A 13,075-nucleotide genomic window follows, 5' to 3' on the forward strand; every position below is an offset into this window, starting at 1 on the left:
CCAGTAGCGCAAGGGGAACGAATGCCAAAGAATTCGTCGCGTAAGCGAAAGAAGCAGCGAACGGGCCGACCGCGGGAGCTACGGCAGGACGAGCTGGTCAGCTCTGATGCTCCTGATGTCGAGTTCGAGAGGCGGCGGGACGCGCTGCGGGAGTTCCTGTGCCGGTTCAATGCTCTCGATGTACTGGTCTCCATTGGGGTGTCGGAACTTTGGCTGCCCAATCGGTCGAGCCAGGTCAAACATCTGCTTGCTTTGAACATCGCCCTGGCGACGCCAGAGCCAGCCTTCGCCCGGGATGTACGACTCGCGACCTACGAACAGTTTTGCGAGTTCCACGCCGAGCTTCAGCGGCTTCTGCCGCGGTTCCCCATGATGGAGGACTTCGTCACGGAGGCCGATTGGGGCGAGGTGTGCGTGGAGACGCCTCAAGGCTTCGCTCCGGCCTTCTTCGGCGGCAGCGTCGAGCGAATACCCGACTTCATCGAGGCGTTCCGGGTTCTGCGCGGTGACGATCCCCAGGCGCTCCGTGACATGCATCTCGCACTGGCAATCCAGGGACACATCATTCGTGGAGTAGATGCAGACGCTGTGGGTCACAGGGAGCACATCGACCCCGGTCACTTGGAGACGCCAACGGCCGAGTTCTGGGGCGCATGCAGTTCGGCACTGCTGTCGACTGCGGATGCGCCATTCGCTTCGTTCGACACTGCCAGCCCGTCCCTGGTAGCGGCAGAACTTGGCTTTCTGCGGCAGCCCCGGAGCTTCGCAGAGTTTGGCAATGCCGTGATGACGGGCTCAGTCGTGCCCGTGCTTGCCGTCAGAGTCGGCTCGCGGCATGTGCCGATTTCACTCAGGAGCGGCCCAAGCGCCGTTGTTGATCACTGGGATGCGGTCCCGCCGGCAGCTTCTCCGGCGCGGGCACTGAACCTGAGTCGCAGGGTCGCTCGATTCGTGTCTCGAAGGCTCCGGGACCGCGAGTTGATGGTTGGGCCTTTGGAGCTCCCATTTCAGATCGAAGGTCGGGACTGGTTCGTCGCCGCTGCATTGTTGTGCGGCGACAGGATCCATCTCGTCGTTCCGGTTCAGCCGCAGGACCTTCCAGCAGTCGGGCACATTGAGCGCCGCGTGAAGCGGCTTGCGAGTCAGCCGAAGCGCTGGGGGTTGCTGCTCCGAGATCGCGGTCAGGTCGTGGAATTCCGCGGAGCAGATGGATCGCGCCCCGCGGCTGAGCACTTCGACGTCTTGGCGGTCCTGGCTAAGGTTGGGACCGCACCCTATCGAATCGTCTCGCCAGGGAAGAAGGTTCGGGTGCTGGCGTTGCCGGACTTCGTCACCATCTTCGACTCGCTGGAGGACGTCGATGAGTTGCGGCGCCTCTGGGGGTACGTCGACGGGCTCAATCCAATCGTCGGAGGCATGAGCGGCATCGCAGACCACTTTGCGTCGTTCCGGGACACCGACGAACTGCTGATGGGTGGCGCGACGCAGCCTGACTTCATCGGCTTAGATCCGCATTGGAATTCGAGCTGGCGCTTCAAGGTACTGACCGAGTTCTGGGAGCGCGCGCCTCGCTACTTCCCCGATGGCAAGGCCACCTGGGTGATCGATGAGAAGAGTGATGGCCTCACGGTGCTGAGAGCCAAGGGGCCGCTAGCCCTGGCCTGGTCTGGTAGCGCAGGTACGTGCACCGTACAGGCCGTTCTCGAGGTCAGTGACGATGTGGATCCGGCCAATGGCCGCCTGGTCGAACTCTTCGTGCATTGCCTGGCGGATGCGACAACGCAGCGAAGCGCTCTCATCGACAAGAGCGAACCCTTCCTTCGCGATCACATCGTCGTTCGCTGCCATGCCGACCCCGACACGTTGGTGGAAGAGGATCAAGAACCAAGGTCCGAAGTTGCGTCGCGTCCATTGCTTAGCGGCTGGAAGATTGAGCCCGCAAGCCGCGGTGACGGCTTGGCGGTCTCTGTGCGCGTCAATCTTGCGCGCCTCAGGACCAAGCTCGACCAGGCGAACGACGCATCCTTTGAAGCGGAGTGCCTTGAGAGTCTGATGGTCGGAATCTGCGGTCTGCTGGGCGTTCAACCGTCGCCGGAAGTGTTGGGCCTAGTCCGGGAGACAGCATCGAGACAACCGAGGTTCAGGATGCAGACGACACGTCGCACTGTCGACGTCCCCGAGCATGCCGACCCCGACCTGCCAAAGCCTCAGCAGTACAAGCTGGCGCGGCGCGACCTTGCTTTAGTGCTCAAAGACCAGGGAGTTGAGGCACCGTCCAGGCATGAGCTGGAGCCGGCGAAGCTCGTCATCAACGGCGCGCGCGATGCGCTACGCAAGCTCGTCCACGAGCGCGTCGCTCGTTTCGACCGAAGCAAGCTGCTTCTCTTCTGCATCGCACAGCATGACCAGGTCACCGCGAAGTATCGGCACGAAGTAACGAGACTTCAGCTGAGCATGAAGCACCAGGTTTCGTTCGATCGAACGGAACTGCTCGCGAAGGTGCACGAGGAGCTGACCACTGCTGGCAGGAACTATCGATACCTGTTGGAGTGCTGCCTCAGCTTGCCAGCCGTCGGAAATGCCACCGTGCGATCGGAAGATGTCGTGCAGCTGATAGCCGATGTCGACTGGTTGGCAGTGTTGTATGGCGCAAGCGATACGTTGCACAACGACATCGCCGTGGGCGGAATCGAAGTGGATGACCAATTCATCCCGACTGTGTTCTTCTCCGAGGGACGCGAAGAGCAGGAGCGGCTCTTCCTTGAAGAATTTGCGGCCGCAAAGCTCGGGATCGACCTCAACGAAGATGATGAGGTGACCTCTGAGCAGGAGGATGGCGTCAACTTGGAAGCCATCAATGACGCCTTCGCCGCCGACGTTGGCTTTTCACTCTCACATCTCGTCCAAACTTTGGAAGTGCTGTCAAGCTGGTACTCAGCGGGTGGCGCGCAGGATCTGCAGTTCTACTACCAAGCGTCCCCCGCGGCTGTTGCGAGCAAACTTGTTGAGAGGCTGCCAGAAGTCACCATGGGTACGGCCGAGCGCATCGTTGAGTTCCTGACTCTGGACCCGGCTGGGATACGAAGGTTGCCAGGCAAGGACACTGACGAGCCGGATGTGCCGACCTGGGAGCACAACAAGCGAGTCCATCGGTACCTCATCCGACCTGTGGTGAAGGTTCAAGAAGACTTACTGGCCTGGGGTGCCGCGACGGTCAAGCGGAGTTCGGCCATCTGGCTGGGAACCCTCACCAATGGCTACCTGCCTGCCGACTTCGCGTGGCCGAACGTCATACCCCAAGTCAGAGGCATCAAGGCCAAGCTCGAAGCGAAACTCGAAGTTAGGGCTTTTGAGGTTTGCTCGCGAGCGACGCCGTTTGCGATCCCTGGCATTGACTTCAAGCGGCGCTTTCCGAAGGAAGGGTTCGATGACGTCGGTGACTTCGACGTCTTGGCCTACTGGCCAGCACGCAATCTTTGGCTCAGCGTGGAGTGCAAGTACAACCAGCCACCGTTCTGTCTGAAGGACGGGCGAAGGCTGCGAGAGCGGATCTTCGGTGCTGGCAAGGACCACGGCCAGTTCCAGAAGATCGAAAGACGGCGTGTCTTTCTTTCCCAGAACGTGGCGCAGCTTCGCGAGCTTCTGAAGTGGCCGGAAGGTGCGGCAGGGCTCGAGCCGAGGTTCTTAGAGGTGTATGTCAGTCGAGACATCTACTGGTGGATGAGAAATCCGCCATACGTTGTGCCGACAGAGTTTGTGCGGGTCGACGCACTCGACAACTGGCTCCGCTCACGCGTTGGTGCGGCAGCAGACTTAGGGCGTGTAGACGGGATGTGAGGCCCTGATGGATTCCAAAAGATTGGCCGTTCCGATCTCTGCCAGCGACCGGTTGGACTGCCCCCAAGCAGCCGGTCGCGAACGACTCTTGATGGCCGATTCATGCCCTTCACGTGTTGCCTGCCAACGTCCGTTCCGGCAAGCCGGACCGTGGCTGCACACGTTGCCGACATGGCGTGCAACCGGACCGAAATGCTTCGTCCGGATTGACCGACAACAAGGCTTGCTCCGCGGCCGCGGCCGCGGCGTCGTCGCCCTCCATCGCCAGTGTCTGCGCGAGATGCCAGCGCACACCGCGCATCTCGTTCTCCTGGCGCTTCACGTACCGCTTGAGCAGTTGCGTCTGTTCCCGATTGCAGTTGCCCAGCGAGCGCCAGCCCTTCTCGGTCTGGTCGAAATCCCAATAGGGCAGCTTGATCGCGATCGAACCGATCTCCTGGTACTTCTTCGGGCAGTCGATGGGGTCGTTGGCCGGCGCTGGCTGCGTGTCCTGCCGAACCGCCGACTGCGCAAAGGTGTAGGTGGCACATCCTGCGATAAGCAAGGACGCAATGGATCGGATCAGGTGTCTCATCGGCGTGGTCCAGACACTGCCGAGACGCTCAACCCGCGTCGACAGGAGTGATGCGACTAGACGGGATACGAGTACGGTTCGACCTGGAGCAATGGCCTAATTCGGAGTCGAAATCCATAGGGCGCGGCTGTCGTCTCGTCAAAGCGGCCAGTGAAGACATTGGCTGCCGCGAACTCAATGCAGGTACCTTGCTTGTCCCGTATGACGCGTGCGGCTGGGCACCCGAGCAGTTGGAGATTGAGCACCGGCTCATCCTGCTGGCCGTGGACGATCCTGAGAGACACGTCTCCTGCAAGCGGATAGACGCCGAGCTCGACCGTGATCGCATCCCGCGTGAATAGGTAGAGGTAGGACGTGCCGTACTCCCCTTCAATCGGCACGACGTCAAGCACCTCCAGAAAATCAACTGGTCCAAGCGAGCTCTGGCATGGAAGACCTTCAATGGACGGGTCACCATTCTGCGCGAAGTATGGTCATGACGATCCGAGGCAGAGACTCCAGACTGAGGTCCGATGCGAGGCGATCTTCGATCGCCATCGCCTCGCTCGCTCAAGCAACCACCTTCCTCCGATCATCATCCACCGCGCGTTCCACCACGCCGAGCATCCCCAGCCCTTCGCGCAGCGACTCCTTGACCGCGTTGGCCACATGCTTGGCCGGATCACTCTCCGCGCAGTTGTCGGAGAGCATGGCCAGCATCGACGCGCCGCTCACCAGCAGTGCGCGCAGATTGGCCAGTGCCGAGCCCATCGTCAGATCCGCGCGCAGGCAGATCGCATCGGAGCCGAGTCGCGGTCCGAAGATTTGCGGCTCGGTCATGCCCCAGTCGTGCTGCAGGTGGATCAGCGTCTGCTGATCGCAGCCCGCCAGCGGATGGCGCGAGCGCAGCGGCTTGTCGGACTCGTCGATGCGTGCTTGTTGGAAACTTCCCATGTCGTCGTACCCCGGTCAATGTTGGACACCACCGGCTCCGACGTTAAAGGCGACATGCCTTCGGATCGACCGGAGAGGTGGGCGAGATGTTCAACCACGACAACCACGTGAGGCCGTCCTCGCGGATAGGCCCATCTCGCCCATGAACGAATGATCAAGGGCTCGAACGTCAGTCTTGCCACTGGCGCCGAAGTTGTGGTGGGTTGAATCACCGGGGTCCATGCTCCGTCCGATCGCGGCTTCGTTCTCTGATCTATATCAAAGACTTCGGGCGGTTCGTTCCTTAGAGGGAGTGAGGGGGATGGCATCCCCCTTGAGGGTCAGGGCTTGTCAGTCAGCACCGGGGCTGGTGAAGAACGCCCCACGCCAGACTTACCCGTACTCTTCGGCAATCAACGTTGGTCGGCTCGTGGATCGGCTTTCACGATGGTTGATTCGCGCCTAACTGGGTTGACCGCTTCCAGCCTGATGCCTTGGCCGGATCGCAGCGGTTGCGGCCGATGGACGACGCGACTTCCGCGCACAGTCAATGGTGCTCAGCAGACATCGGACCGGCGCGGATCGCGCGATCTCAATGGCCGCTGATGGATTTGCAGCCGACATGGCGAGTTCCGAGGCGCGCTAGCGTCGCTCGAATGACCGCTGCCTTCGGTAGCGAACAGCCACACTCGACCCTCAGCTGCCCTCCACTCAGTCTTCCGCAACGGGTATGAGGCGGCCCACAGAATCAGCCGTGGCCTCCGACCGATTCCAACGTCGACAAGAAGCCGTTACGACCTGGTTCGCAGCCAATGGTCGGCGAGTGGGGTACCTGGAAGCATTCCCGCACGTCGATAGCAGTCCTGCGGAACCGTTGGGTCAACACCGAAGTCTGCGCCAAAGATGTCATTGACAAGCCCGACAAATACGGCGGGCTGGATGTTCCAGAAATAGGCCAACGCCGTCAGCACGGTCGGAAGTAGCTCATCCACGTCCGGATAGCTGGAGCGGGCCTGCACATGTCCGGCCGGTCCGAAGACTTGCAGCTCATCTTGTCCGTCCTCTCCTCGCCAACGCATCTGCATGTGAAGCGACATGACGAGGAAGCGCACTCGGCCTTCACGAGTGAGTTCGCCATAAGGCCGTCCCGCCTGGTAGTCGCCTCCCCGATCGCTCCATGGTTCGAAGCCCGGGATCTCCGACGCATCAATCGTGCGCGCAAGCCGGGTGGGATAAAGCGGTTTCGGTTTCCTTCGCATGGTGACGTGTTCCGTGGGAGATGTCGCAGTCTATGAGGAACAGCGGGACGTTCGGCAGCGGGCGTTGTCCGCAATGACAGATGTCCACATCGAGCCAGTCGCAAGAGATGGCTTGCTCGCAACGGCGACACCGCGAGATGGGCTGCCCCTGTATACGAAACCGGTGGCGGACTCGCTGCTCGTGCTGGTACCCCGTGACCACCGCGCCGGCCAACCTTGACCATATGCGCTGGTCGTGACCGCTCCATGCTGTGGTGACCGGAGCTGCTGGTCGTGACTATGTTGCTGATCGTGCCCAGGGTCGCCGGTTTGGATGGGTGCTGCCTGCGCATCTCAGACCAGTTGCTCGCCGCGTTCGGCAGCGTGCGCAGCCACGGTCTGGTCTGCAGCGGAAGCGGAAGCTCAAAGCCGAGATGCGCTTAGACTGCTTCCGGCCACAGCCGGCCGTACAAAGCTCCCAAAAGACTGCGCCCCGCCCTATGGATGTTTGCATCGTCGAACTGACCACTGTTCCTGCGGATGAGCATGTTGAGCAGCGAGGATTTTCCGTGCGCGTCGAAATCCTGTACGACGAATCTGGCCTGCGGTCTGCAGAATATTGGAGAGGTACCACCCATGCGATGCAGTGGATGGAACATCAGCACGAGCCGGCAATTCGAGTGGGGCCGCCCACTCCGCTGACTGAGGAAGTGGCGACCTCCTTGTGGAGTCTGATTCGCTCGGCTAGCGTAGGTGTCGCTGTAGAAGGCCAGTACGCTTACCTCCATGCCATTAAGTTTCGGCTGACGGTTTCATCATTGTTCTTCTCCTGCAGTCTCTCCTGGTTTGCCAGCCCACCTCCCGAATGGACCTCGCTTCAAAGCATCGTTCAGATGCTCGAGTCGATAGGCAACGAGGCCGCGTCGGACTGAATTCTTGAATCACCCAGGCGCCAAACGCCCTAGGGACGGTCTTCAAAACCCCGCGCGTCGCGCACTCTGCGCCCAAGCGTTTGGCCTGGCCTCATGAGCGGCTCGAGCGCGGTTGGTCGTGTGGAGTTTCAGTCCGGTTTTGATGCGGCTTTTACCGCCGCGGCGTCCGTCTGACGCGTTGCAGATGCACTCATCCCTGCGCTTCCAACAACCGTCGGCGCGCCATCCACAGATTGCCCAGCGCGCACAGCATCGTCAGTCGCGCCGTGTTCTTGGCCAGGCCCCGATAGCGCACCTTGGCATAGCCAAACTGCTGCTTGATCAATCGGAACGGATGCTCGACTTTGGCTCGCACACTGGCCTTGAGTTGCTCGACCCGTTCCAGCAATTGGTCCGCTGGGTTCCTGGCGTTGAGCGCGCGGCGCTTCCCCGGACGCATGGCGACGTGCCAGCGGACCGCGCTGTCTTTGAGCTCCTCGCGCTTGGCCACACCCTGGTAGCCGCCGTCGGCGAATACGTCCGTCTCCTGGCCGTGCAACAGCCCCGCAGCCTGGGTCACGTCGTTGACGTTGGCCGCCGTGCCGATGACCGTGTGCACGAGTCCAGACTCGGCGTCCACGCCGATATGCGCCTTCATGCCGAAGTGCCATTCATTTCCCTTCTTGACTTGGTGCATCTCCGGATCGCGCTCGCCATCGTTGTTCTTGGTCGAGCTCGGTGCGGCAATGATGGTGGCATCGACCACCGTGCCGGTCTTGAGCATCAAGCCTTGTTGAGCCAGTCCGGCATTGATGAAGGCCAGCACCTGCGGCGCCAGCTGGTGCTTCTCCAAGAGGTGCCGAAAGCGCAGGATCGTCGTCTCGTCGGGCATGCGCGCCGCGCCGTCCAGACCGGCAAAGCGTCGATAAAGCGGACGCTCATGAAGCTCTTCTTCCATGGCCGGATCGCTGAGGTTCCACCAGAGCTGCAGGCAATGGATACGCAGCATCGTCTCGATGGGAAACGTGGACGTCCGCCCAAGGCCTGATGCGCACCGCGGGCGTACGGCTGGATCAGCGCGACCAACTCGGCCCACGGCACGACGCTGTTCATCTCGTCCAGGAAGACCTCCTTACGGGTCTTCTTGGGCAGCGGGTCAACACCAAGCGAGCGTTGATTCATGCCCTCATCGTCGCTGACCGACGATCAAATCGCCAGTCGGGGTGACGAGGGGTTTTGCAGACTGTCCTTAGAGGCCTGCGCAGATCCCCTCATCGCAAGAGATCACGGCAAGGCATGCAGAGCTTCTGCACACAGCTTGGCGAAATCGAACTGACTGGCCTTCACGGTATAGCCAGTTGCGGTTCCTGCAGACGTCTTGCTCGCCCGAAGCATCGTGACGTAAAGCTGCTTGTTCTTGCGCAACTCTCCCATCAGCTGCAACTTCTCCGGATTCTTTGGATTCGTCAGAAAGTACCCTTTTGACTTCATGGCTGCAACCGCCGCGCTTGGAATCCACCAGGCATAAGCCGTTCTGCCGCTGGAGTAGTCGTTCGTATCGAGCATGAATACGACGCACACCAGCGCCGAATTCGGCACGTTGCAGATCAGATCCACGTCTTCCGCCTTGATCGAAAAGCTGAACGGCCAGACAACACGATCCTTTTCCTGCCGCGGAGGATCAGTGATCTGGACGGATTTCACCTGAAGAAGGATTGGACGATCAACGGCAGGCGCATCCGCAGGGGCGCTGATCCCGATATGTTGGCTAGCCCGCGTGACGACGAGATCGAAACCCTTATCAATCGGGAGCTTGAAGGCCTCCATGTTGTGACGGAAACACTCCGACATGACGTGGTGCTCGCCAGCAGCACCGATGTATAGGAATCTGGTTGGGATGGACATAAATCTCTGATGTTGTAGCTTCGAGAGCGTTCAATCTGGACGACCGGCGGCTATCAGCCGCGTCGCGCCCGGTCTCCTCACGCCACTCTGAACGTCGCCACCGACTCCGCCAACCTCTGCGCCTGCGCTTCCAGGCTGTTTGCGGCCGCGGCGCTCTCTTCGACCAACGCCGCGTTCTGCTGCGTCACCTGATCCATCTGCGTGATGGCCTGATTGATCTGCTCGATCCCGCGGCTCTGCTCTCCGGCGGCGCCGGAGATCTCGTTGACGAGCTCGCTCACGCGGCGGATCTGCTCGACGATCTCGCGCATCGTCTCGCCGGCCGCAGCCACCTCGCGGCCGCCCGACGCCACCGACACGCCTGACGTCCCGATCAACGTCTTGATCTCCCGTGCCGCGCTCGCACTGCGCTGCGCCAGCGCCCGCACCTCGCCGGCCACCACCGCGAAACCGCGGCCATGCTCGCCCGCCCTCGCCGCTTCGACCGCGGCATTCAGCGCCAGAATGTTCGTCTGGAACGCGATCCCGTCGATCACGCCAATGATGTCCTCGATGCGCCGGCTGCTGTCCGTGATCGCATCCATCGTCGCGACCACGCGCCCGATGACCTCCCCACCGCGGCGCGCCGTCCCCGACGCCTCCTCCGCCAGCGCCGTCGCCTGACGCGCGCTGTCCGCCGCCTGGTGCACGGTCCCGGTGATCTCCTCCATCGAGCTCGCCGTCTGCTGCAGGCTGCTCGCCTGTTCCTCGGTGCGGCTCGACAGGTCCAGGTTGCCCGCCGCGATCTGGCTCGACGCCGTCGTCACCGAGTCCACGCCGCTGCGCACCTCGCGCACCAGCCCGCGCAGGCCTTCCACCATGCGCGCCAGGCTCTGCTGCAGGTCCCCCAGTTCATCGCGACGCGTCACGCGCACGTCCGTCGTCAGGTCGCCGCCCGCCACGGCCTCCATCGCGCGACGCACGTCCGCCAGCGGCCGCGTCACCGACCGCGTCGCCAGCACCCCGAAGGCAATACCTGCCCCCACGCCGACGATCACCGCGATCCACAGCACCAGCGTCGTCTCCCGCACCGCCTCCTTGGCCAGCGAGCCGGACTCCTCCATCAGCTGCTCCTGCCGCTCCACCAGCTTGCCCAGCGATCCCACGTAGGCCAGTTGCGCCGGGCGCAGCTTCTGCATCAGCACCAGCTTCGCGCCGTCCATGTCCTCCGACCCGACCTGCGCGAAGAAGGCGTCGAGCGCCTCCCCGTAGGTCTTGCGCGCGGTCAGCGATTCCTCGAGGAACGCCTTGGCCTTCGTGTCGTGGATCGTGGGGGTCAGCGCGTCATAGACCTTGGTCGCGCGCTCGCGCGACTCGCGGATCGACGTCAGCTCCACCCCGCGCTCCTGCGCCGTGTCCAGCAGCAGCACGTTGCGCGCGTTGCGGGCCTGCAGGTTCAGCTCGTCGAAGATGCGGCCCACCGAGCGCACCTTCACGTACCGGTCACCGATCACCTGCCCCAGCCGGCCGTCGACCGACGTCAACCCGCCGTGCGAGGCGCCCGCCATCAGCAGCATGAGCAGCACCATCAGGCCGAACGCGACGGCCAGACGCGCGCCGATCCTGAGATTGAAAACCGAAGACATCGTGACTCCCTTGTTGTGTGTGCCCATGGGATCGGCACGTCGGGGCCGTCCCTGAGGGCGCTTCGCACCGCTTGGGCGCGGACCGCCCAGGTTGAGCCGAATTCCTTGATTCATGTCGAACAGTGCCGGGATCACTACCTCTTTCGAGAAAGGACGGGCGAGAGCGGACGGACGAGAAAGGTCAGACGCGACAACGCCGGCCACCGCGGGATGTCCTCGGCGCCCTGAAGGTCACGCAGTTGCTTATGCGTCTTTCTGCGTGGCGCGCCGGCGGGCGACATGCCAAGGTCCGGGCCATCCCGCGCCGGCGGTTGGTGTCCGGCGATCCGTTCCAAGGAGTCTCGTCATGTCCCAAGCCCTGTCCACCGCACAGCCCACCGCCGTTCCCGCAGCCGTGTCCGCCGTCCGCGAGGCCGACCATCCGATCGATCCGCTGTTCCTGAACCGCTGGTCGCCGCGCGCCTTCACCGGCGAGCCGCTGGACACCGCCACGCTGTTGCGCTTCCTCGAGGCCGCGCGCTGGGCGCCGTCCGGCTACAACGTGCAGCCGTGGCGCTTCGTCTATGCGCTGGCCGGCACGCCGGCCTGGGCCACGCTGTTCGAGACCCTCAGCATCACCAACCAGAGCTGGGCGCACCGCGCGTCGGCGCTGGTGCTGGTCGTGTCCCAGCAGCGCTGGCTGCCGCCGGGCAAGTCCGCGCTGGAACCCAACGCCACCCACGCCTTCGACGCCGGCGCCGCCTGGTCGCACCTCGCGCTGCAGGCCTCGCTGTCGGGCTGGCACGCGCACAGCATCGGCGGCTTCGACCGCGCGTTGGCGCGCAGCTCGCTGGACATCCCCGAGGACTACGCGCCGCAGGTCATCGTGGCGCTGGGCCGTCGCGGCGACAAGTCCGTGCTGCCCGAAGCGCTGCAGGCGCGCGAGCAGCCCAACACGCGCCTGCCGCTCAGCGCGATCGCGGCGGAAGGCCGCTTTCCTTTCGAGTGAAGCGCGGCTGAGGCACCACCGAGGCGCCCTTACCCGTGCCCTTGCCCTCGCAGGACACCGCGTTCACGCGCTCTCGCGCGCGATGACTTCGCACTGGAGCGCCGTGAGGCGCTCCGGCTGTTCGCCCGCCACCAGCTTGAGCACATGCGCCGCCGCGTGCTCGCCGATCTCGCGAGCCGGCGGGCGGATCGTGCTCAGGCTGGGCAGCAGCTTGTCGGCGAACGCGTAGTCGCCGAAGCCGAAGACCGCCACGTCGCCCGGCACCGACCAGCCTTCGCGCTGCGCCGCCAGCAGCGCGCCGCAGGCCAGGTTGTCGTTGGCGAAGAACACCGCATCCGGCCGCTGCCGCTTGCGCGCCAGCAGCGCGCGCAGCGCCTCGGCGCCCGCCTCCATCGGCGCGGGCGCAACCGGGCGGAGGGCCACCGGCTCGCCGCGATGGCCGAGCTCACGCAGCGCTTCGGCAAAGCCTTCGTGCCGCTCCTGAGCACTGAGGTCGCCCGCCGCGCTGTTGTGCACGAACGCCAGCTTGCGATACCCGCGCGCCCACAGATGCGCTGCGGCATCGCGCCCGACCTGCCGATGGGAGAACCCGATCTGCAGCGTCGGCCGGCGCGGCGTCAGCTCCCAGGTTTCGATGACGGGGACCTGCGTCGCCTCGATCAAGCGCTCGGTCGCGGCGCTGTGGTGCCGGCTCGTGAGCACCAGCGCGGCCGGCCGCCAGCCGAGGAAGGCGCGCACCGCGCGCTCCTCGTTCTCCTTCGAGAAGTAGCTCGACGCGAGCAGCAGTTGATACCCCGCCGCCGCCAGCCCGTCCGAGAGCGCCTCCAGCGTGTGGGCAAAGATCGGCCCGGAGATGTTGGGCACCACCATCGCCACGACGCGGCTCTGCGCCGACGCCAGTCCGCCGGCGGCCAGGTTGGGCACGTAGTCCAGCGCGTCGACGGCGGCCTTGACGCGCGCGGCCGCCTCCGCGCCGACGCGATGCGGTTCGTTGAAGAAGCGCGACACCGTGATCGCGGACACCCCCGCCGCCGCCGCCACATCCATCAGCGTGGTCCGCTGCGTGGTCTTGCGCTTACGCATCG

At 63.6% G+C, this 13,075-nt stretch carries 10 protein-coding genes; 3 read left to right on the top strand and 7 right to left on the bottom strand.

Annotation, left to right across the window (positions count from 1 at the left end; all coding sequences use genetic code 11):
* The first annotated feature begins 21 nt into the window (after window positions 1-21).
* Window positions 22-3,837 carry a hypothetical protein gene (locus AC1VNM_RS09430; RefSeq protein ID WP_483106722.1) on the top strand — a complete coding sequence of 1,272 codons (3,816 nt, stop codon included), beginning with the start codon at window positions 22-24 and terminating at the stop codon, window positions 3,835-3,837.
* Between the two features lie 109 nt (window positions 3,838-3,946).
* On the opposite strand, the gene AC1VNM_RS09435 is transcribed toward AC1VNM_RS09430, so the two are convergent.
* From AC1VNM_RS09435 to AC1VNM_RS09445, 3 genes are all read right to left on the bottom strand, one after another.
* Entirely contained in the window at window positions 3,947-4,411 is a 465-nt protein-coding gene (locus tag AC1VNM_RS09435) for a hypothetical protein (RefSeq protein ID WP_483106723.1), read from the bottom strand.
* A 549-nt stretch (window positions 4,412-4,960) separates the two neighbouring features.
* Complete coding sequence (locus AC1VNM_RS09440; protein ID WP_377154567.1) at window positions 4,961-5,344, bottom strand: hypothetical protein; 384 nt, start codon at window positions 5,342-5,344, stop codon at window positions 4,961-4,963.
* A gap of 770 nt (window positions 5,345-6,114) precedes the next feature.
* Window positions 6,115-6,582 carry a hypothetical protein gene (locus AC1VNM_RS09445; protein WP_377154565.1) on the bottom strand — a complete coding sequence of 156 codons (468 nt, stop codon included), beginning with the start codon at window positions 6,580-6,582 and terminating at the stop codon, window positions 6,115-6,117.
* Between the two features lie 479 nt (window positions 6,583-7,061).
* On the opposite strand from AC1VNM_RS09445, the gene AC1VNM_RS09450 reads away from it, so the two are divergent.
* A complete protein-coding gene (locus AC1VNM_RS09450) occupies window positions 7,062-7,493 on the top strand; it encodes a hypothetical protein (protein ID WP_483106724.1) in 432 nt (143 codons plus the stop codon).
* A gap of 190 nt (window positions 7,494-7,683) precedes the next feature.
* Here AC1VNM_RS09450 and AC1VNM_RS09455 read toward each other — a convergent pair.
* The 3 genes from AC1VNM_RS09455 to AC1VNM_RS09465 form a co-directional block, all read right to left on the bottom strand.
* A protein-coding gene (locus AC1VNM_RS09455; RefSeq protein ID WP_483106725.1) for an IS5 family transposase occupies window positions 7,684-8,654 on the bottom strand; the annotation gives its coding sequence in 2 pieces (ribosomal slippage) (window positions 7,684-8,498 and window positions 8,498-8,654; 972 coding nt in all).
* A gap of 102 nt (window positions 8,655-8,756) precedes the next feature.
* Complete coding sequence (locus AC1VNM_RS09460; RefSeq protein ID WP_483106726.1) at window positions 8,757-9,377, bottom strand: hypothetical protein; 621 nt, start codon at window positions 9,375-9,377, stop codon at window positions 8,757-8,759.
* 77 nt (window positions 9,378-9,454) lie between these two features.
* Window positions 9,455-11,002: a methyl-accepting chemotaxis protein gene (locus AC1VNM_RS09465; protein ID WP_483106727.1), complete on the bottom strand. Its 1,548-nt coding sequence runs from the start codon at window positions 11,000-11,002 to the stop codon at window positions 9,455-9,457.
* Between the two features lie 346 nt (window positions 11,003-11,348).
* On the opposite strand from AC1VNM_RS09465, the gene AC1VNM_RS09470 reads away from it, so the two are divergent.
* A complete protein-coding gene (locus AC1VNM_RS09470; RefSeq protein ID WP_483106728.1) occupies window positions 11,349-11,990 on the top strand; it encodes a nitroreductase family protein in 642 nt (213 codons plus the stop codon).
* Between the two features lie 63 nt (window positions 11,991-12,053).
* Here AC1VNM_RS09470 and AC1VNM_RS09475 read toward each other — a convergent pair whose 3' ends face one another.
* Window positions 12,054-13,073: a LacI family DNA-binding transcriptional regulator gene (locus AC1VNM_RS09475; protein ID WP_377154553.1), complete on the bottom strand. Its 1,020-nt coding sequence runs from the start codon at window positions 13,071-13,073 to the stop codon at window positions 12,054-12,056.
* Window positions 13,074-13,075 lie beyond the last annotated feature (2 nt).

Source organism: Mitsuaria sp. MSU3D, from assembly GCF_056867975.1.

Coding starts and splice junctions, on each gene's coding strand:
- AC1VNM_RS09430 (WP_483106722.1), top strand. CDS start 22: ATGCCAAAGAATTCGTCGCGTAAGCGAAAGAAGCAGCGAACGGGCCGA.
- AC1VNM_RS09435 (WP_483106723.1), bottom strand. CDS start 4,411: ATGAGACACCTGATCCGATCCATTGCGTCCTTGCTTATCGCAGGATGT.
- AC1VNM_RS09440 (WP_377154567.1), bottom strand. CDS start 5,344: ATGGGAAGTTTCCAACAAGCACGCATCGACGAGTCCGACAAGCCGCTG.
- AC1VNM_RS09445 (WP_377154565.1), bottom strand. CDS start 6,582: ATGCGAAGGAAACCGAAACCGCTTTATCCCACCCGGCTTGCGCGCACG.
- AC1VNM_RS09450 (WP_483106724.1), top strand. CDS start 7,062: ATGGATGTTTGCATCGTCGAACTGACCACTGTTCCTGCGGATGAGCAT.
- AC1VNM_RS09460 (WP_483106726.1), bottom strand. CDS start 9,377: ATGTCCATCCCAACCAGATTCCTATACATCGGTGCTGCTGGCGAGCAC.
- AC1VNM_RS09465 (WP_483106727.1), bottom strand. CDS start 11,002: ATGTCTTCGGTTTTCAATCTCAGGATCGGCGCGCGTCTGGCCGTCGCG.
- AC1VNM_RS09470 (WP_483106728.1), top strand. CDS start 11,349: ATGTCCCAAGCCCTGTCCACCGCACAGCCCACCGCCGTTCCCGCAGCC.
- AC1VNM_RS09475 (WP_377154553.1), bottom strand. CDS start 13,073: ATGCGTAAGCGCAAGACCACGCAGCGGACCACGCTGATGGATGTGGCG.